Source organism: Streptococcus sp. HMSC072D05 (assembly GCF_001815805.1).
In the GTDB taxonomy this organism is placed as follows: Bacteria; Bacillota; Bacilli; order Lactobacillales; family Streptococcaceae; genus Streptococcus.
The window spans coordinates 122,077-140,856 of the sequence record NZ_KV822018.1 but is presented as its reverse complement, the minus strand read 5'-3'; the positions used below and the strand labels follow the sequence as shown (position 1 = coordinate 140,856).

General features: G+C 44.3%; 17 protein-coding genes, 1 pseudogene and 1 riboswitch. Of the genes and pseudogenes, 15 read left to right on the top strand and 3 right to left on the bottom strand.

Translation table 11 applies throughout. The annotated features are described in order from the left end of the window. The 9 genes from mvk to tig all read left to right on the top strand — a co-directional run bounded on the left by mvk (position 1) and on the right by tig (position 8,326). Entirely contained in the window at positions 1-879 is an 879-nt protein-coding gene (gene mvk, locus HMPREF3057_RS04845; protein ID WP_070696653.1) for a mevalonate kinase, read from the top strand. Continuing rightward, positions 861-1,814 (top strand): diphosphomevalonate decarboxylase, encoded by a 954-nt coding sequence (gene mvaD / locus HMPREF3057_RS04840; protein WP_070696650.1) that lies wholly within the window; start codon positions 861-863, stop codon positions 1,812-1,814. Before mvk ends, mvaD begins: the two co-directional genes overlap by 19 nt. Next, positions 1,801-2,808, top strand: a complete 1,008-nt coding sequence (locus tag HMPREF3057_RS04835; RefSeq protein WP_070696648.1) for a phosphomevalonate kinase — start codon at positions 1,801-1,803, stop codon at positions 2,806-2,808. The genes mvaD and HMPREF3057_RS04835 overlap by 14 nt, the downstream gene beginning before the upstream one ends. Further along, positions 2,792-3,793: a type 2 isopentenyl-diphosphate Delta-isomerase gene (gene fni, locus HMPREF3057_RS04830; RefSeq protein ID WP_042902853.1), complete on the top strand. Its 1,002-nt coding sequence runs from the start codon at positions 2,792-2,794 to the stop codon at positions 3,791-3,793. The genes HMPREF3057_RS04835 and fni overlap by 17 nt, the downstream gene beginning before the upstream one ends. Positions 3,794-3,959: 166 nt before the next feature. Beyond that, the gene (gene liaF, locus HMPREF3057_RS04825; RefSeq protein ID WP_042902852.1) at positions 3,960-4,658 is read left to right on the top strand and encodes a cell wall-active antibiotics response protein LiaF; all 699 of its coding nucleotides are present in this window, start codon (positions 3,960-3,962) and stop codon (positions 4,656-4,658) included. Next, a complete protein-coding gene (locus HMPREF3057_RS04820) occupies positions 4,655-5,653 on the top strand; it encodes an envelope stress sensor histidine kinase LiaS (RefSeq protein WP_042902851.1) in 999 nt (332 codons plus the stop codon). Before liaF ends, HMPREF3057_RS04820 begins: the two co-directional genes overlap by 4 nt. A 9-nt stretch (positions 5,654-5,662) precedes the next feature. After that, on the top strand, positions 5,663-6,295 hold the full coding sequence (locus HMPREF3057_RS04815; RefSeq protein ID WP_070696645.1) for a response regulator transcription factor: 633 nt from the start codon (positions 5,663-5,665) through the stop codon (positions 6,293-6,295). Then, positions 6,296-6,952: a DNA alkylation repair protein gene (locus HMPREF3057_RS04810; RefSeq protein ID WP_049520867.1), complete on the top strand. Its 657-nt coding sequence runs from the start codon at positions 6,296-6,298 to the stop codon at positions 6,950-6,952. 90 nt (positions 6,953-7,042) lie between these two features. After that, positions 7,043-8,326 (top strand): trigger factor, encoded by a 1,284-nt coding sequence (gene tig / locus HMPREF3057_RS04805; RefSeq protein ID WP_000116504.1) that lies wholly within the window; start codon positions 7,043-7,045, stop codon positions 8,324-8,326. Positions 8,327-8,376: 50 nt separating this feature from the next. On the opposite strand, the gene HMPREF3057_RS04800 is transcribed toward tig, so the two are convergent. From HMPREF3057_RS04800 to rnhC, 3 genes are all read right to left on the bottom strand, one after another. Next, positions 8,377-10,743 carry an SF1B family DNA helicase RecD2 gene (locus HMPREF3057_RS04800; RefSeq protein WP_070696642.1) on the bottom strand — a complete coding sequence of 789 codons (2,367 nt, stop codon included), beginning with the start codon at positions 10,741-10,743 and terminating at the stop codon, positions 8,377-8,379. Between the two features lie 129 nt (positions 10,744-10,872). Then, positions 10,873-11,487 carry a signal peptidase I gene (lepB, locus tag HMPREF3057_RS04795; RefSeq protein ID WP_001083995.1) on the bottom strand — a complete coding sequence of 205 codons (615 nt, stop codon included), beginning with the start codon at positions 11,485-11,487 and terminating at the stop codon, positions 10,873-10,875. A gap of 3 nt (positions 11,488-11,490) precedes the next feature. Further along, the gene (rnhC, locus tag HMPREF3057_RS04790; protein ID WP_070696639.1) at positions 11,491-12,372 is read right to left on the bottom strand and encodes a ribonuclease HIII; all 882 of its coding nucleotides are present in this window, start codon (positions 12,370-12,372) and stop codon (positions 11,491-11,493) included. Positions 12,373-12,458: 86 nt separating this feature from the next. Here rnhC and zapA point away from each other — a divergent pair, with 86 nt between their 5' ends. The 6 genes and pseudogenes from zapA to HMPREF3057_RS04760 form a co-directional block, all read left to right on the top strand. Then, positions 12,459-12,761, top strand: coding sequence for a cell division protein ZapA (gene zapA, locus HMPREF3057_RS04785; protein WP_000002028.1), 303 nt, complete (start codon positions 12,459-12,461; stop codon positions 12,759-12,761). Further along, complete coding sequence (locus tag HMPREF3057_RS04780; protein WP_000623539.1) at positions 12,758-13,306, top strand: CvpA family protein; 549 nt, start codon at positions 12,758-12,760, stop codon at positions 13,304-13,306. The genes zapA and HMPREF3057_RS04780 overlap by 4 nt, the downstream gene beginning before the upstream one ends. A 100-nt stretch (positions 13,307-13,406) precedes the next feature. Then, positions 13,407-15,743: an endonuclease MutS2 gene (locus HMPREF3057_RS04775; RefSeq protein WP_070696636.1), complete on the top strand. Its 2,337-nt coding sequence runs from the start codon at positions 13,407-13,409 to the stop codon at positions 15,741-15,743. A 168-nt stretch (positions 15,744-15,911) separates the two neighbouring features. Beyond that, a riboswitch (glycine riboswitch) is annotated at positions 15,912-16,000 on the top strand. Between the two features lie 89 nt (positions 16,001-16,089). Continuing rightward, the gene (locus HMPREF3057_RS04770; protein WP_070696633.1) at positions 16,090-17,412 is read left to right on the top strand and encodes an alanine/glycine:cation symporter family protein; all 1,323 of its coding nucleotides are present in this window, start codon (positions 16,090-16,092) and stop codon (positions 17,410-17,412) included. 130 nt (positions 17,413-17,542) lie between these two features. After that, positions 17,543-18,091 carry a carboxymuconolactone decarboxylase family protein gene (locus HMPREF3057_RS04765; protein WP_025171447.1) on the top strand — a complete coding sequence of 183 codons (549 nt, stop codon included), beginning with the start codon at positions 17,543-17,545 and terminating at the stop codon, positions 18,089-18,091. 110 nt (positions 18,092-18,201) lie between these two features. Continuing rightward, a pseudogene (locus HMPREF3057_RS04760) lies at positions 18,202-18,780 on the top strand (C4-dicarboxylate ABC transporter); the annotation flags it as partial.

The following is an 18,780-nucleotide window of genomic DNA, read 5'->3' as shown; positions in this document are numbered from 1 at the left end:
ATGACAAAAAAAGTTGGTGTCGGTCAGGCACATAGTAAGATTATTTTAATAGGAGAGCACGCTGTCGTTTACGGTTATCCTGCCATTTCCCTGCCTCTTTTGGAGGTGGAGGTGACTTGTAAGGTGGTTCCTGCTGAAAGTCCATGGCGTCTTTATGAGGAGGATACCTTGTCTATGGCGGTGTATGCCTCGCTTGAGCATCTAAATATCAAGGATGCTTGCATTCGCTGTGTGATTGACTCGGCTATTCCTGAAAAACGAGGGATGGGTTCGTCTGCGGCTATCAGCATAGCGGCCATTCGTGCGGTTTTTGACTACTATCAAGACGACCTGCCTCATCATGTATTGGAAATCTTGGTCAATCGAGCTGAGATGATTGCCCATATGAATCCGAGTGGTTTGGATGCCAAGACTTGTCTCAGTGACCAACCTATTCGCTTTATCAAGAATGTTGGTTTTACAGAGCTTAAGATGGACCTATCTGCTTATTTGGTCATTGCGGATACGGGCGTGTATGGTCACACTCGTGAAGCCATCCAAGTGGTTCAAAGTAAGGGGAAGGATGCCCTACCGTTTTTGCATGCCTTGGGAGTATTGACCCAGCAAGCAGAAGATGCGATTAGACAAAAAGATGCTGAAAAACTGGGACAAATATTCAGTCAGGCACATTTACATCTAAAAGAAATTGGTGTCAGTAGCCCTGAGGCAGATTCCCTCGTTGAAATGGCTCTGAGCTACGGAGCTCTGGGTGCCAAGATGAGCGGTGGTGGGCTAGGAGGCTGTATCATAGCCTTGGCAGCCAATCTGGATCAAGCACAAGAACTAGCAAAACGATTAGAAGAGAAAGGAGCTGTTCAGACATGGATCGAAAGCCTGTAACAGTACGTTCCTACGCAAATATTGCCATTATCAAATACTGGGGAAAGAAAAAAGAAAAAGAGATGGTTCCCGCTACTAGCAGTATCTCTCTGACTTTGGAAAATATGTATACAGAGACAACCTTGTCGCCTCTACCAGCCCATGCGAAGGCTGATGCCTTTTATATCAATGGTCAGCTCCAAAATGAGGCGGAGCATGCCAAGATGAGCAAAATCATCGACCGCTATCGTCCAGCAGGTGAGGGATTTGTCCGTATCGATACCCAAAACAACATGCCAACGGCAGCGGGTTTGTCCTCCAGTTCCAGCGGTTTGTCCGCCTTGGTCAAGGCTTGCAATGCTTATTTCCAGCTTGGTTTGAATCGGAGTCAGTTGGCGCAGGAAGCTAAGTTTGCCTCAGGTTCTTCCTCTCGTAGTTTTTATGGGCCACTCGGTGCCTGGGATAAGGATAGTGGGGAGATTTACCCTGTTGAGACAGACTTGAAACTAGCTATGATTATGTTGGTGCTAGAAGACAAGAAAAAACCAATCTCTAGCCGTGATGGGATGAAACTTTGTGTGGAAACTTCGACGACTTTTGATGACTGGGTGCGTCAGTCTGAGAAAGATTATCAGGAGATGCTGGTTTATCTCAAAGAGAATGATTTTGCTAAGGTTGGGGAATTAACGGAGAAAAATGCCCTAGCCATGCACGCTACGACCAAGACTGCTAGTCCAGCCTTTTCTTATCTAACGGATGCTTCCTATGAAGCCATGGACTTTGTCCGCCAGCTTCGTAAGCAAGGGGAAGCCTGCTACTTTACCATGGATGCTGGTCCCAATGTCAAGGTTCTCTGTCAGGAGAAAGACTTGGAGCATTTATCAGAAATCTTCGGTCAACGTTACCGCCTGATTGTGTCAAAAACAAAGGATTTGAGCCAAGATGATTGCTGTTAAAACTTGTGGAAAACTCTATTGGGCAGGGGAATACGCTATTCTAGAGCCAGGACAGTTAGCCTTGATAAAGGCGATACCTATCTATATGAGGGGAGAGATTGCCTTTTCTGATAGCTACCGTATCTATTCAGATCTGTTTGATTATGCAGTGGACTTGACGCCAAATCCTGCCTACAGCTTGATTCAAGAAACGATTGCTCTAGTGGAAGATTTCCTCGTTTATCGTGGGCAAGCCTTGAGACCTTTTTCCTTGGCAATCCGTGGCAAAATGGAACGGGAAGGCAAAAAGTTTGGTCTAGGCTCTAGTGGTAGCGTCGTTGTCTTGGTGATCAAGGCCCTGCTGGCTCTATATGATATTACGGTTGATCCGGAACTCTTGTTCAAGCTGGCTAGCGCGGTCTTACTCAAGCGAGGAGACAATGGTTCTATGGGAGACCTTGCCTGTATCGTTGCAGAGGATTTGGTTCTCTACCAGTCATTTGATCGCAAAAAGGTGGCTGCTTGGTTGCAAGAAGAAAGCTTGGCGACGGTTTTGGAGCGTGACTGGGGCTTTTCTATCTCACAAGTGCAACCGGGCCTAGAATGTGATTTCCTAGTGGGATGGACCAAGCAAGTGGCCGTATCGAGTCAAATGGTCAAGCAAATCAAACAAAACATAGACCAGAACTTTTTAACTTCCTCAAAAGCAACAGTGGTTACTTTGGTAGAAGCCTTGGAGCAGGGGCATGCAGAAAAAATTATCGAGCAGGTGGAAACAGCCAGTCAGCTTTTAGAAGGTTTGAGCCCAGATATTTACACACCTTCGCTCAGACAGCTAAAACAAGCCAGCCAAGATTTGTTGGCTGTTGCCAAGAGTAGTGGAGCTGGTGGTGGTGACTGTGGCATTGCCTTGAGTTTTGATGCGCAATCGACTGAAACCTTAAAAAACCGTTGGGCCAATCTGGGGATTGAGCTCTTATACCAAGAAAGGATTGGACATGACGACAAATCGTAAGGACGAGCATATCCGCTATGCCCTTGAGCAGAAAAGTTCCTATAATAGCTTTGATGAGGTGGAGTTGATTCATTCTTCCCTGCCTCTTTATGACCTAGATGAGATTGATTTGTCTACAGAGTTTGCAGGTCGAAAGTGGGACTTTCCTTTTTATATCAATGCCATGACAGGTGGGAGCAAAAAAGGTAAAGAAATCAATCAAAAACTGGCTCAGGTGGCAGAAGCCTGTGGGATTTTGTTTGTAACGGGCTCTTATAGTGCAGCCCTAAAAGATCCAACAGATGACTCTTTTTCTGTCAAATCTAGCCATCCAAATCTCCTCCTTGGTACTAATATTGGATTGGACAAGCCTGTTGAGTTAGGCCTTCAGACTGTAGAAGCGATGAATCCTCTTCTTTTGCAAGTGCATGTTAATGTCATGCAGGAATTACTCATGCCCGAGGGAGAAAGAAAGTTTCGAAACTGGCAATCGCATCTGGTAGACTATAGCAAGCAAATCCCTGTTCCTATTATTCTCAAGGAAGTGGGCTTTGGGATGGATGCCAAGACCATCGAGAGAGCCTATGAACTGGGTATTCGAACGGTTGACCTGTCGGGTCGTGGTGGTACTAGCTTTGCCTATATCGAAAACCGTCGCAGTGGTCAGCGTGACTACCTCAATCAATGGGGGCAGTCTACTATGCAAGCCCTTCTCAATGCCCAAACCTGGAAAGACAAGGTCGAACTCTTGGTCAGCGGAGGGGTTCGAAATCCGCTGGATATGATTAAGTGTTTGGTCTTTGGGGCAAAGGCTGTAGGACTGTCACGTACCGTTCTAGAGTTGATTGAAACCTACTCCGTCGAAGAGGTGATTGGTATTGTCCAAAGTTGGAAAGAAGACCTGCGTTTGATTATGTGTGCCCTTAATTGTGCCACCATAGCGGATCTGCAAAACCTAGATTATATTCTTTACGGTAAACTAAAAGAAGCAATAGATCAGATGTAGAGAGGTCGGGACAAGAATCCCGCCCTTTTTTGTAGCCTTTTGTCAACTGTAGCGGGCTGAAAGAACCTAGCTTGTAGGAGCGATTTCTGTCCAATCGCCTTTTTCCATCCTCAGACCGAGGTGACTTTTTTGAATTGTGATAAAATAGAAGGGAGAGGATGCATCTATGAAAAAATTTCAAATCTTTTTATTTATTGAAGCCTGTCTGTTGACGGGAGCTCTGATTTTGATGGTATCAGAGCATTTTTCGCGTTTTCTGCTGATTCTATTCCTCTTTTTGCTCTTGCTCCGCTATTATACAGGGAAAGAGGGGAACAACGTTTTCCTCCTTGTGGCGACCATTCTTTTCTTTTTCATCGTCATGCTCAATCCCTTTGTGATTTTAGCTATCTTTGTAGCGGTCATATACAGTCTCTTTCTTCTCTATCCGATGATGAATCAAGAAAGAGAGGAGACCGACTTGGTCTTTGAAGAGGTGGTAACGGTTAAAAATGAACGCAATCCTTGGTTTGGCAATCTCCATCATTTCTCTAGCCACCAGATCTGCCAATTTGACGATATCAATCTCTTTCGCCTCATGGGTAAGGATACCATTCATTTGGAAAGAGTTATCCTAACCAATCATGACAATGTCATTATCCTTAGAAAGATGATCGGAACGACTAGGATTATCGTACCTGTAGATGTGGAAATCAGCCTCAGTGTTAACTGTCTTTATGGAGATCTAACCTTCCTTCATCAACCTAAGAGATCCCTCCGCAATGAACACTATCATCAGGAGACCAGAGACTATCTCAAGAGTAACAAGAGCGTCAAGATTTTCCTAACTACTATGGTTGGTGATGTGGAGGTGGTCAGAGGATGAAAAAGCAATCCTATCTGATAATCGGCCTGACTTCTCTCCTTTTTATCCTCTTTTTAGCCAATAGTCTGCTTGATATTTTAAATCTTGATTGGTCCTATTTGCTACAAGATATCGAAAAAATGGAAAAGTTAGTCTTTCTGGTACTTGTATTTAGCCTCTCCATGACCTTCTTTTTTGTCCTTTTTTGGCGCGTGATGGAAGAAATTTCTCGCAGAAAAATGCAGGTTAATCTCAAGCGACTCCTAGCAGGAAAAGAGGTGGTTGCCTTTGCAGATCCAGACTTGGATGCCAGTTTTAAGTCCTTGTCTGGCAAGCTTAACCTCTTGACAGAGGCTGTTCAAAAGGCTGAAAATCAAAGCCTGGTCAAGGAAGAAGCAATCATCGAGAAAGAAAGGAAGCGGATAGCACGTGACCTGCACGATACGGTTAGTCAGGAGTTGTTTGCGGCTCATATGATTTTATCAGGTGTCAGTCAACAGGCTTTGAAGCTGGATAGAGAAAAGATGCAGACCCAGTTGCAAAGTGTCGCAGCCATCCTTGAAACAGCCCAGAAAGATTTGCGGGTCTTGCTCTTGCATTTGCGCCCTGTAGAGTTGGAAGAGAAGAGTTTGATTGAGGGGATTCAAATCCTCTTAAAAGAACTAGAGGACAAGAGTGATCTCAAGGTTAGTCTCAAGCAAAACGTGTCTAAATTGCCTAAGAAAATCGAAGAGCATATCTTCCGCATTTTGCAGGAGTTGATCAGCAATACCCTTCGCCATGCCCAGGCATCTTGCCTAGATGTCTATCTCTATCAGAAAGATGTTGAAGTGCAGCTGAAGGTGGTGGACAATGGGATTGGTTTCCAGTTAGGGAGTTTAGATGACTTGAGTTATGGACTGCGAAATATCAAGGAGCGAGTCGAAGATATGGCAGGAACGGTTCAACTCTTGACAGCTCCCAAACAAGGACTGGCGGTTGATATCCGTATTCCCCTGTTAGATAAGGAATTATAAGGAGTAGAGATGAAAATTTTACTTGTAGATGACCATGAAATGGTTCGATTGGGCTTGAAAAGCTATTTTGATCTCCAAGACGATGTGGAAGTTGTGGGCGAGGCTGCCAATGGGGCTCAAGGTATTGAGTTGGCCTTGAAACTGCGTCCAGATGTCATTGTCATGGATATCGTCATGCCTGAGATGAATGGGATTGACGCGACCTTAGCCATCCTCAAAGAATGGCCTGAAGCCAAGATTTTGATTGTAACTTCTTACTTGGACAATGAAAAAATTATGCCGGTCTTGAATGCGGGTGCCAAAGGTTATATGCTCAAGACTTCTAGTGCAGACGAACTGCTTCATGCCGTCCGCAAGGTAGCTGCTGGAGAGCTGGCTATTGAACAAGAGGTCAGCAAGAAGGTTGAATACCACCGTAATCATATGGAGCTTCATGAGGAGCTGACTGCGCGTGAGCGAGACGTGCTCCAACTCATCGCTAAGGGCTACGAAAATCAACGCATTGCAGATGAACTCTTCATCTCTCTCAAGACGGTCAAGACCCACGTGTCCAACATCCTAGCCAAGCTTGAGGTCAGTGATCGCACCCAGGCTGCGGTCTATGCCTTTCAGCACCACTTGGTTGGGCAGGAGAACTTTTAGATGAGTCTTGTAGATTTACTTGAGGAGCTAGAAGCAGCAAAAGATCCGAAAAAGGCAGGCCCCATGGAAGCCTATATGCGTCATCAATTTCCCTTTTTAGGTATTGAAGGTCCTGAAAGAAATGCGCTTTATAGAAAATACTTTCCAAGCGCGAAAAAAACAAAGATGATCGATTGGGATTTTGTAGATATCTGCTGGGAAAAGGAGCCTAGAGAATACCAGTATGTGGCTGCCAACTATTTGAAAGCCATGCAGTCTTATCTAACGAAGGACGATTTGCCTAAACTTGAGCGTCTGGTCGTGACCAAGTCCTGGTGGGACACGGTAGATATCTTAGATCGAGTAGTAGGAAGTTTGGTAGCCGACTATCCGGAACTTGAAGAAGTGATTTTAAAATGGAGCCTATCAGATAATATCTGGCTAAGGCGAGTTGCTATTGACCACCAGTTGTTAAGGAAAGAGAAAACAAATGTCCAACTGATGGAAAAGATCCTGGTCAACAATCTGGACCAGACAGAATTTTTTATCAACAAAGCCATCGGCTGGACTCTAAGAGACTACTCTAAAACCAATCCCGAATGGGTAGCACGTTTTATTGAGAAAAATAAGAAACGAATGGCTGAACTTAGTATCAAGGAAGCGAGCAAGTACCTCTAGCACTATTGAAAAGCGCATTCATTACTTGAAAAAAGTCGCTATTATATGGTATAATGGACTGTATTAAAAATTTTAAGGAGAAATGACAGAATGTCTGTATCATTTGAAAACAAAGAAACAAACCGTGGTGTCTTGACTTTCACTATCTCTCAAGACCAAATCAAACCAGAATTGGACCGTGTATTTAACTCAGTAAAGAAAACTCTTAACGTTCCTGGTTTCCGTAAAGGTCACCTTCCACGCCCTATCTTCGACCAAAAATTTGGTGAAGAAGCTCTTTATCAAGATGCAATGAACGCACTTTTGCCAAACGCTTATGAAGCTGCAGTAAAAGAAGCTGGTCTTGAAGTGGTTGCTCAACCAAAAATTGACGTGACTTCAATGGAAAAAGGTCAAGACTGGGTTATCACAGCTGAAGTCGTGACAAAACCTGAAGTAAAATTGGGCGACTACAAAAACCTTGAAGTATCAGTAGATGTAGAAAAAGAAGTAACTGACGCTGACGTTGAAGAACGTATCGAACGCGAACGCAACAACTTGGCTGAATTGGTTATCAAAGAAGGCGCTGCTGAAAATGGCGACACTGTTGTGATTGACTTCGTTGGTTCTATCGATGGTGTTGAATTTGACGGTGGAAAAGGTGAAAACTTCTCACTTGGACTTGGATCAGGTCAATTCATCCCTGGTTTCGAAGACCAATTGGTAGGTCACTCAGCTGGCGAAACTGTTGATGTTATCGTAACATTCCCAGAAGACTACCAAGCAGAAGACCTTGCAGGTAAAGAAGCTAAATTCGTAACAACTATCCACGAAGTAAAAGCTAAAGAAGTTCCAGCTCTTGATGATGAACTTGCAAAAGATATCGACGAAGAAGTGGAAACTCTTGACGAATTGAAAGAAAAATACCGCAAAGAATTGACTGCTGCGAAAGAAGAAGCTTACAAAGATGCCGTTGAAGGTGCAGCAATCGATAAAGCTGTAGAAAACGCTGAAATCGTAGAACTTCCAGAAGAAATGATCCATGAAGAAGTTCACCGTTCAGTAAATGAATTCCTTGGAAACTTGCAACGCCAAGGTATCAACCCTGACATGTACTTCCAAATCACAGGAACTACTCAAGAAGACCTTCACAAACAATACGAAGCAGAAGCTGAGTCACGTACGAAGACTAACCTTGTTATCGAAGCAGTTGCCAAGGCTGAAGGATTTGACGCTTCAGAAGAAGAAATCCAAAAAGAAATCGAGCAATTGGCAGCAGACTACAACATGGAAGTTGCACAAGTACAAAACTTGCTTTCAGCTGACATGTTGAAACACGATATCACTATCAAAAAAGCTGTTGAATTGATCACAAGCACTGCAACAGTTAAATAATCTTAAAAGAGAAAAAGCCCACCTGACTAGGTGGGTTTTCTGTTGCACTATTATCCAAAAATCTCTTTGAGGTCTGCATCTGTAATCCCGATCATGGCTGGGATGCTAGACCAGTTTTCCTCGGTGAGGATGTAGAATTGTTCAGAGTCACTTGGTGTGGCAGTTTCAGAGAAGGCTTGTTTGCTTTCTTCAATATTAGTTTCAATTAAATCACTGAAACGCTCAATCAGATAGGTCTTGCGGGCAGTCCCGATATGCTTGACTGCATAGTCAAAGGCCTGTAATTCGCCAAGAAGGATGAGCTTGCTCTTGGCCCGTGTGATAGCTGTGTAGATGAGATTTCGCTCCAGCATGCGCTTGCTAGCACTGGTGATGGGCAGGATGACAACGGGAAACTCACTCCCCTGAGATTTATGAATACTCATGGCATAGGCTAGTCGAATCTTGTACCATTCGTTACGTGGGTAGATGACCTCATTGCCATCAAAATCAATGACAATCTCGTCTTGTTTGGACTCGGTGTATTTACCAGGAATTAGGTCTGTGATGTAGCCTAGGTCTCCATTAAAGACATTGACTTCAGCGTCGTTGACTAGGTGAATGACCTTGTCCCCTGTTCGATAGTGACACTGAGTTGCTTCAAAGCTAACTTGCCCCTTTTGCTGAGGATTGAGCAGGTCTTGCATGAGTTGGTTGATGGCGTCAATACCAGCAGTTCCTCGATACATAGGCGCTAGCACCTGAATATCGCGAGCCGGAATGCCACTTCTGAGGGCAGCACCGAGGATTTTTTCAATGGTAGCTGGGATATGGCCACTAGCGATTTCAAAGTAGGAGCGATCAGCTTTTTTCTGGGTGAAATCTGCTGGCAAGATGCCTTGTCGAATCTGGCTAGCTAAGGTGACGATAGTTGATTCTTCACTCTGACGGTAAATCCGTTCCAAACGAGTCTGAGGAATCAGGGGTATCTGGAGCAGGTCAGCCAGGACTTGTCCGGGACTAACAGAAGGTAGCTGGTCGCTATCGCCCACGATGAGTATTTTACTGTTAGAAGAGATGTTGGAGAAGAGTTGGTTAGCTAGCCAAGTATCCACCATGGAAAACTCATCTACAATGATAAAATCGGCATCCAGATAATCTTCCAGATGGCTGGTATCATCATCACCCGTCATTCCCAAATGGCGGTGGATGGTCGCGCTAGGCAAACCTGTCAATTCATTCATGCGCCGAGCCGCTCGACCAGTTGGAGCTGCTAGAAGAATCGGCAGACTGCTTTTCTTCCTGAGATCAAGCCCTTCTAAGAGGGCATAAACAGCGATAATTCCATTGATAACAGTCGTCTTACCTGTACCAGGCCCACCTGTCAGGATAAAGACCTTGTTCTGGATAGCGTCGCAGATAGCCTGTTTTTGAATGGTATCGTACTGAATCCCCAGTTCTTGCTCGACAGTAGAGATATGCTTGTGAATGGTTTCCAAATCCTGATTTTTCTGCTTTCCTTTTTCGAGGATACGAACCAAGTGACTGCGAATGCCTTCTTCAGCGAAAAAGAGGCTGTTATCAAAGATTTTGGTATCAATCTGCTGAACCTTGTCCTCTTCAATTAGATGAGATAATTCCTGAGCTACTTGACTGGGGTCTAGTTCCACAGGACGGGAAGACTCGAGGAGAGTAAGGGTTTGTTCCAGCAAATCTCGGGCTTCCATATAGGTATCGCCCGTATCCATACATCCCTGAAAAAGACTATGAACAAGGCCAGCACGGAAGCGCTCGGGAGCTTGGCTTTCGATACCTAGTTCGGCAGCCAATTGGTCAGCAATGGTAAAGCCCAAACCCTTGATATCTTCGACCAGTTGGTAGGGGTAGTTTTCGACAATATCCAGCGTTTCTTCCTTGTAAAAGTCTTGAATCTGAAAAGCTAGTTTATTGGGAATGCCGTAGTTAGCTAGTTTAGCTAAGACCATCTCCGTTCCGTAGTTAAGACGAAGAGTGGAAACAAAAGCCTCACGGTTTTTGGCAGAGAGTCCTGAGATACTTTCTAGCTTTTCAGGGTGTTCCAGAATTTCGTCAATGGTATTTTCACCATAGCTATCAACGATTTTTTGGGCCGTTTTGAGACCAATTCCCTTGAAATGACTGCTAGAAAAGTACTTGACAAGGCCCTTGCTAGTTGGTTTTGCGCGTTCATAACGGCTGATCTGAAGCTGTTCCCCATACTTGGAGTGCTGAACGATTTGCCCCCAAAAAGTGTAGTCTTCCCCTTCAATCACGTCCGCCATGGTTCCTGTAACGATGATTTCAAAATCGTCAAAGTCCTCCGCGTCCGTATCTTCGATATCTAGGAGGAGAATGCGATAAAAATTACTGGGATTTTCAAAAATAATTCGTTCAATGGTGCCTGAAAAATAAACTTCCATAGGTTTCCTTTACATGAGTTCGTGAGAGTTGTACCCTTAGCTTCTTTCAACAAGCTAGGAGACTAAAAGGTCTGCTTCTCGCAATAGAAAAAGAGGCTGAGACTTAGCATTCTCGGCCTCTTCCTTATCTTAAAAAGTTCCGATACGGTTAAGTGGCCAGAAACGGAATTTTGCTTCGCCTTTGATATCGCTGGCCTTGAAGGTACCGACATGGCGGCTGTCGCTAGAGACTAGACGATCGTCACCAAGGAGAAGGTATTCGCCTTGAGGGACAGTAAAGCTAAAGCTGGTGTTGGAATTGACATCGACCGTAAAGGCTTGTGCTTTTTGAGCAAGTTCTCTAAAGTAAACTCCCTTATTGCCTTCAAATCCTTTTCCAGTATAGGTGTTTTGCAACTTTTCTGTTTTGAACAAGTTGAGGTACTCAGCTAGGTAAGGTTCATTCGTTTCTTCACCGTTGATAAAGAGTTTGTCATTTTCGTAGCGGATGGTATCACCAGGCATACCGATGACCCTTTTGACAATGTCTTTATTTCCTTCTTCCTCATGCGCAACCACAATGTCGAAGCGGTCAATTGGGAGGTGTTTAACAACGAAGAGAACTTCTCCGTCGGCTAGAGTAGGGTCCATCGAGTGTCCTTCTACACGGACATTGCTCCAAAGAAAGATACGGCTAAGACCGACCAGTGCGATAATCAGGAAGAAAACTCCCCATTCTTTTAGAAATGTTTTAAACGAATTCATAATTTACCTTTCTAGAAGTGCTTTGGCTTTTTCAGTATTTTTAAAATGCAGTTTGGCGCAGAAATGAAGTCCTTTCATGCCATAGGCTTGCAGGATTTTGCTAGCAACCTTATCTGATGCAGTTCCAGCGCCACTTGGCAGTTGATAGCCCAGTTCTCGTCCAAGATTTTCCAAGTTTTCGAGGAAGAGATCACGCGCAATGATGGAGCTAACTGCAACAGCCAGGTATTTTCCCTCGGCTTTTTCTTCTAAGCTAATTTTGTTTGGAAAACGGTTGGCTTCTTGCGCCAAGTACTTGTCATAGTTTTTAGGGCTTGTAAAAGCATCAATCACGATTTTTTCTGGCTGGACTCCTTTTTGAAGCAGGAGAAAGATAGCCTGATTGTGAAGGGCAACCTTTACAGAAACAGCATTGTAACGCTCTCCAATAACTTCGTTGTACTTGCTCGGTGAAAGAAGGAGCGCTTGGTGCTGGACCTTTTCTTTAAGGATAGGGGCAATCTGACGAATCTTTTGGTCTGTCAGAGTCTTGGAATCTCCCACGCCGAGTTTTCGCAAGAAGTCGTGCTGGTCAGGTGTTACGAAGGAAGCCACGACAGCCAACCCACCAAAGTAGGAACCATTTCCCACCTCATCAGTCCCAATCATAGGAAAATCTTGTCCACTGGTTTCCTCTACAACTTGATAGCCAAAGAAACTAGCGTATTGCTCAGCAGCTTCGCCCTGCAGGAGAACTTTTCCAGAAGTATAGATGGAAACTGTTGCCTGAGGGAAGCGCAAAAAATAGCGGATATAAGGATTTTTACTAGGACTGAGAGCCTTCTGATACTGACTTAAAAAGCTCTGAATTTCCTGTTCACTTGGTGTGAGTGTGATACTTGCCATAGTCTCTATTGTACCACAAAAGCAGGAGAATTGGTAAAAACTGACAAAGTTAGCGAAATTTGGTATAATATCGTGAGGTGAATTTTATGGCAAATCTAAATCGATATAAGTTTACATTCGGGAAAAAGACATTAACCTTGACAACCGAGCATGACAACCTCTTTATGGAGGAAATTGCCAAGGTTGCGACTGAAAAATACCAAGCAATTAAAGAACAAATGCCTGGGGCGGATGATGAAACCATTGCGCTTCTTTTGGCGGTCAATTGTCTGTCTACACAACTCAACCGTGAGATTGAATTTGATGACAAGGAGCAAGAGTTGTTAGAACTCCGCCACAAGTTGATTGCTGTTAAACAAGAACAGAGCAAGATTGAGGACTCCCTATGATTTCAATCCTACTCTTATTGGTTCTGGCTTGGGGCTTTTACATCGGCTACCGTAGAGGTTTGGTGCTGCAAGTTTATTATTTCCTCGTTGCAGTGATTTCAGCCTTTGTTGCGGGACAGTTTTATAAATCACTGGGCGACCACTTCCACTTGCTTGTCCCTTATGCCAATCCTCAGGAAGGACAGGGAACCTTTTTCTTCCCTTCAGACCAGCTGTTTCATCTAGACAAGGTTTTTTATGCGGGTCTAGCCTATCTTTTAGTTTTTGGGATTTGCTACACTATCGGACGTTTTATCGGTTTGTTCCTGCACTTGATTCCAACTAAAAAGCTCGATGTCAAATGGTTGCGTATCGGATCAGGCCTTTTATCTCTATTGGTAACCTTATTTGTCTTGCAAATGGCTCTGACCATTCTTGCAACAGTGCCTCTGGCAGTCATTCAAAATTCACTCGAAAAAAGTATAGTAGCCAAACACATCATCCAAAGTGTCCCTTTTACGACAAACCTTATCAAACAACTTTGGGTGACAAATTTAATCGGATAAAAAGGGCGGGATTTTTCCTAGCCCTTTGTTTACAGATTGGACGACTAGGTCAAAACACCTAGTTGCTATAATCTTGTAAACCAGCATACAAGGAAAAAATATGAATACAAAAATACTAGAAACCTTAGAATTTAATAAAATCAAAGCCTTGTTTGAACCGCATCTCCTGACTGAGCAAGGCTTAGAGGAGCTAAAAGGCTTGGCTCCAACTGCTAAGGTGGATAAGATCAAACAAGCCTTTACAGAGATGGAGGAAATGCAAGCTCTATTTGTGGAACAACCTCACTTTACCATCCTAGCGACGCGTGAGATATCAGCTGTTTGCAAGCGTCTGGAGATGGGGGCGGACCTCAATATTGAGGAGTTCCTGCTCCTCAAACGAGTCTTGCTGGCTAGCAGAGAGTTGCAAGGCTTTTATACCAATCTTGAAAACGTACGTTTGGAGCAGTTGGCGAGATGGTTTGAAAAACTACATGATTTTCCACACTTGCAAGGGAGTCTTCAAGCTCTAAATGATGCAGGGTTTATCGAAAATTTCGCCAGTGAAGAGCTAGCACGTATCCGTCGGAAAATCCATGATAGCGAGAGTCAGGTCCGAGATGTCTTGCAAGACTTGCTCAAGCAAAAAGCGCAGATGTTGACGGAAGGCATAATTGCTAGCAGAAATGGCCGTCAAGTCTTACCAGTCAAGAACACCTATCGCAATAAGATTGCAGGTGTTGTCCATGACATCTCTGCTAGTGGAAACACGGTCTATATCGAGCCACGTGAAGTGGTCAAGCTGAGCGAAGAAATCGCTAGTTTGCGAGCAGACGAACGCTATGAGATGATTCGCATCCTGCAGGAGCTCTCGGAACGGGTTCGTCCTCATGCTGCTGAGATTGCTAATGATGCTTGGATTATCGGCCATTTAGACTTGATTCGTGCCAAGGTGCGTTTCATCCAAGAAAGACAAGCAGTCGTTCCTCAACTTTCAGAGAACCAAGAGATTCAACTCCTTCATGTTCGCCATCCTTTGGTCAAAAATGCTGTCGCAAACGATGTACACTTTGGTAAGGAATTAACGGCCATTGTCATTACAGGTCCCAATACGGGTGGGAAGACCATCATGCTCAAAACCCTGGGCTTGACTCAACTCATGGCCCAGTCAGGCTTGCCCATTCTAGCTGACAAGGGGAGCCGTGTCGGTATTTTCGAGGAAATCTTCGCAGATATTGGGGATGAGCAGTCTATCGAACAAAGCTTGTCTACCTTCTCCAGTCACATGACCAATATCGTAGATATTCTTGGCAAGGTCAATCAGTACTCGCTTTTACTCTTAGATGAGCTTGGGGCAGGGACCGATCCGCAGGAAGGTGCAGCCCTTGCTATGGCTATTTTGGAGGATCTTCGTTTACGTCAGGTTAAGACCATGGCGACGACCCACTATCCTGAACTCAAGGCTTATGGTATTGAAACAGCCTTTGTGCAAAATGCCAGCATGGAGTTTGATACTGCGACTCTTCGCCCGACCTATCGCTTTATGCAGGGCGTTCCAGGGCGAAGCAATGCCTTTGAAATTGCCAAACGCCTAGGACTGTCAGATGTCATCGTCGGGGATGCCAGTCAGCAGGTCAATCAAGATAATGATGTCAACCGCATCATTGAACAATTGGAAGAGCAAACGCTTGAAAGTCGCAAACGCTTGGACAATATCCGTGAGGTGGAGCAAGAAAACCTCAAGATGAATCGAGCACTCAAAAAACTCTATAACGAACTCAATCGTGAAAAAGAAACTGAGCTCAACAAGGCGCGTGAACAAGCTGCCGAGATTGTGGAACTTGCTCTAAGTGAGAGTGACCAGATTCTCAAGAACCTCCACAGTAAGTCTCAACTCAAACCCCATGAAATCATTGAAGCTAAGGCTGAGCTGAAAAAACTAGCTCCTGAAAAAGTTGACTTGTCTAAAAACAAGGTCCTTCAGAAGGCCAAGAAAAAACGAGCTCCAAAGGTTGGGGATGATATCATTGTTCTCAGTTATGGTCAGCGTGGTACCTTGACCAATCAGCTTAAGGACGGCCGCTGGGAAGCCCAAGTTGGTTTGATCAAGATGACCTTGGAAGAGAAAGAATTTGACCTTGTTCAGGCTCAGCAAGAAGCCCCAGTCAAGAAAAAACAAGTCAATGTCATCAAACGTGCTTCTGGTCGTGGTCCGCAAGCGAGACTGGATCTCCGAGGCAAACGGTATGAAGAGGCTATGAATGAGTTAGACGCCTTTATCGACCAAGCCCTGCTCAATAACATGGCGCAGGTAGACATCATTCATGGTATCGGAACAGGAGTCATCCGTGAGGGCGTCACCAAATACCTGCAAAGAAACAAGCATGTCAAGAGTTTTGGCTATGCTCCACAAAATTCTGGAGGCAGTGGCGCAACCATTGTGACCTTTAAAGGATAGAGAGAAGAAGGATTCGCTCTTTCTGAAAAAGGGAATGAAAGGTCAAAAATTTTCATAGAATATATTGACAATGGCTAACTTTTCTTGTAGAATAATAAAAAATAAAATACCAACACCGAATGAAGTTTAATAGAAGTGGAGAAAGGTTTGTTTTCCATGACTGTAAATGGACGGAACTCTGGAGAGACCGTAAAGGCACCGAAGGGGCAAGGCAGGCAACTGCTCAAACTCTCAGGTAAAAGGACAGAGCTAGGATAGACCGCTTTTTGGCATTTATCTAAGCATTCCAGAGTACATGTATCTTGCATGTGCTCTTTCTTTTGGGGTTGAAAGATAGGAGAAGGATATGTTAGAATTGCTAAAAGCGCTTGATGCTTTCGTTTGGGGGCCTCCCCTCTTGATCTTATTGGTCGGAACGGGTATCTATTTGACCATCCGACTGGGCCTTTTGCAGGTTACTCGTCTCCCTAAGGCCTTTCAGTTGATCTTTACCAAGGACAAGGGGCACGGCGATGTGTCGAGCTTTGCTGCTCTCTGTACGGCTCTAGCAGCCACAGTTGGTACGGGAAATATCATCGGGGTAGCGACAGCCATTAAGGTTGGAGGACCAGGGGCCCTCTTTTGGATGTGGATGGCGGCCTTCTTTGGGATGGCGACCAAATATGCCGAAGGCTTGCTGGCCATCAAATACCGTACTAAGGATGCAAATGGAGCTGTAGCTGGAGGACCCATGCATTACATCCTTTTGGGGATGGGAGAAAAGTGGCGTCCACTTGCTATCTTCTTTGCCCTAGCGGGTGTATTGGTAGCCCTTCTAGGGATTGGTACCTTTACCCAAGTCAATTCAATTACAGAATCTATCCAAAATACAGCTCAAATTAATCCAGCTATCACAGCTCTGATTTTATCCATTTTTGTAGGGATTGCCGTCTTTGGTGGCCTCAAATCCATATCAAAAGTTTCGACAGCAGTGGTTCCTTTTATGGCTATTGTCTATATTTTAGGAACTCTTACAGTTATTCTCTTTAATATCGAGAAAATCCCAGCCACACTTGTACTGATCTTTACTTCAGCCTTTAGTCCAGCGGCTGCGGTAGGTGGTTTTGCAGGTGCCAGTATTCGGATGGCTATCCAGAATGGTGTGGCGCGAGGAGTCTTTTCTAATGAATCTGGTCTTGGTTCTGCTCCCATTGCGGCGGCTGCAGCTAAGACTAATGAGCCTGTCGAGCAAGGCTTGATTTCCATGACAGGAACCTTTATTGATACCCTCATTATCTGTACGTTGACTGGTTTAACAATCTTGGTAACTGGGGTTTGGAGTGGTGATTTGAATGGAGTTGCCTTGACCCAGTCAGCCTTTTCAACAGTTTTTTCATATTTTGGACCTTCCCTCTTGACCATTTTCCTTGTACTCTTTGCCTTTACGACGATTCTCGGATGGAACTACTACGGAGAACGCTGTTTTGAGTTTCTCTTTGGTGTTCGTTTTATCTGGCTTTACCGTGTAGTCTTTGTAGTCATGGTCTTGTTGGGAGGATTTATCGAGTTGGATATGGTCTGGATTATTGCAGATATCGTCAATGCCTTGATGGCTTTACCAAACTTGATTGCCCTCTTAGTCTTATCGCCAGTCGTCATTGCTGAGACTAAACAGTATTTTAAACACTAACCCAATCACACTTTTAGTGTGATTTTTTCATTTCATAGACATTTCCTATCAAGGCTATTGGAAATATATATTATCCAAGTGAAAAATTCTATGATAGACTAAATGACAATAAAATGAAAAGAGGTTTCTTATGACAACATTTACCATCCACACAGTAGAATCAGCACCAGCAGAAGTGAAAGAAGTTCTTGAAACAGTACAAAAAGACAACAATGGCTATATTCCCAACCTAATCGGTCTCTTGGCCAACGCTCCTACCGCGCTTGAAGCCTACCGAACTGTCGGAGCCATCAACCGTCGCAATAGCTTAACACCAGTAGAGCGTGAAGTAGTGCAAATCACGGCAGCCGTAACCAATGGTTGCGCTTTCTGCGTGGCTGGACATACTGCCTTTTCAATCAAACAAATCCAGATGAATGATGATCTTCTCCAAGCCCTTCGCAACCGCACTCCGATTGAAACAGATCCAAAACTAGATACTCTAGCTAAGTTTACCTTGGCGGTCATCAATACCAAAGGGCGTGTAGGAGATGAAGCCCTTAGCGAATTTTTAGAAGCAGGCTACACGCAACAAAATGCCTTGGACGTGGTTCTCGGTGTTAGTCTTGCTAGCCTTTGCAACTATGCGAACAACCTAGCCAATACGCCTATTAATCCAGAATTGCAACCTTATGCCTAGTTCGAATCAGAAAGAAAAAATGAAGGCTGAGCAATCCAGTCTTCATTTTTCTATGCTATTTTAAGCGCTTTTATGCTATACTAATAATAACATGATTATTGGAGGCTAGGATGAAAAAGCTCCCCTTAGTATTCTCTGGCTGTTTATTAGGTTTAGCAGGTGCAGGAAATCTGATTGCAGATACTTTGCCAGTTCTGTCGCATTTATTTAGTCTGACTGGATTAGTTTTGTGGCTTTTCTTTCTGATTCTTCATCTTTTTAATTGGGAAGAAACCAAGAAAGAATTGACCAGGCCCCCTCTTTTATCTGGGATGGCCACTTTTCCTATGGCTGGGATGATTTTATCGACCTATGTCTTTCGCGTATTCCCTGCTCTTCCTATAGTAGCACAAGGGATCTGGTGGTTTTCATTTCTCTTGGATTTGGCTTTGATTGCTACTTTTACCATCAAATTTGCCTGTCCAGGTCGGAGGGTCAATGCGACTCCTAGCTGGACGGTACTCTATGTGGGGATAGCAGTAGCAGCCTTGACCTATCCTCTTGTCGGAATCATTGAAATTGCCTATGCGACCTTGAGTTTTGGTTTTGTCTTGACCTTCTATCTCTATCCCCTTATTTATAGCGATTTAAAGAAACATCCACTCCCAGTGGCCTTGCTTGGACAGGAAGGAATCTACTGTGCTCCCTTT

Excerpts from the sequence above, each read along its gene's own strand:
- fni (WP_042902853.1), top strand. The coding sequence starts at position 2,792 with ATGACGACAAATCGTAAGGACGAGCATATCCGCTATGCCCTTGAGCAG.
- HMPREF3057_RS04770 (WP_070696633.1), top strand. The coding sequence starts at position 16,090 with ATGTTAGAATTGCTAAAAGCGCTTGATGCTTTCGTTTGGGGGCCTCCC.
- HMPREF3057_RS04815 (WP_070696645.1), top strand. The coding sequence starts at position 5,663 with ATGAAAATTTTACTTGTAGATGACCATGAAATGGTTCGATTGGGCTTG.
- zapA (WP_000002028.1), top strand. The coding sequence starts at position 12,459 with ATGGCAAATCTAAATCGATATAAGTTTACATTCGGGAAAAAGACATTA.
- liaF (WP_042902852.1), top strand. The coding sequence starts at position 3,960 with ATGAAAAAATTTCAAATCTTTTTATTTATTGAAGCCTGTCTGTTGACG.
- HMPREF3057_RS04775 (WP_070696636.1), top strand. The coding sequence starts at position 13,407 with ATGAATACAAAAATACTAGAAACCTTAGAATTTAATAAAATCAAAGCC.
- HMPREF3057_RS04820 (WP_042902851.1), top strand. The coding sequence starts at position 4,655 with ATGAAAAAGCAATCCTATCTGATAATCGGCCTGACTTCTCTCCTTTTT.
- HMPREF3057_RS04810 (WP_049520867.1), top strand. The coding sequence starts at position 6,296 with ATGAGTCTTGTAGATTTACTTGAGGAGCTAGAAGCAGCAAAAGATCCG.
- HMPREF3057_RS04765 (WP_025171447.1), top strand. The coding sequence starts at position 17,543 with ATGACAACATTTACCATCCACACAGTAGAATCAGCACCAGCAGAAGTG.
- lepB (WP_001083995.1), bottom strand. The coding sequence starts at position 11,487 with ATGAATTCGTTTAAAACATTTCTAAAAGAATGGGGAGTTTTCTTCCTG.
- tig (WP_000116504.1), top strand. The coding sequence starts at position 7,043 with ATGTCTGTATCATTTGAAAACAAAGAAACAAACCGTGGTGTCTTGACT.
- HMPREF3057_RS04780 (WP_000623539.1), top strand. The coding sequence starts at position 12,758 with ATGATTTCAATCCTACTCTTATTGGTTCTGGCTTGGGGCTTTTACATC.
- HMPREF3057_RS04835 (WP_070696648.1), top strand. The coding sequence starts at position 1,801 with ATGATTGCTGTTAAAACTTGTGGAAAACTCTATTGGGCAGGGGAATAC.
- HMPREF3057_RS04800 (WP_070696642.1), bottom strand. The coding sequence starts at position 10,743 with ATGGAAGTTTATTTTTCAGGCACCATTGAACGAATTATTTTTGAAAAT.
- rnhC (WP_070696639.1), bottom strand. The coding sequence starts at position 12,372 with ATGGCAAGTATCACACTCACACCAAGTGAACAGGAAATTCAGAGCTTT.
- mvaD (WP_070696650.1), top strand. The coding sequence starts at position 861 with ATGGATCGAAAGCCTGTAACAGTACGTTCCTACGCAAATATTGCCATT.
- mvk (WP_070696653.1), top strand. The coding sequence starts at position 1 with ATGACAAAAAAAGTTGGTGTCGGTCAGGCACATAGTAAGATTATTTTA.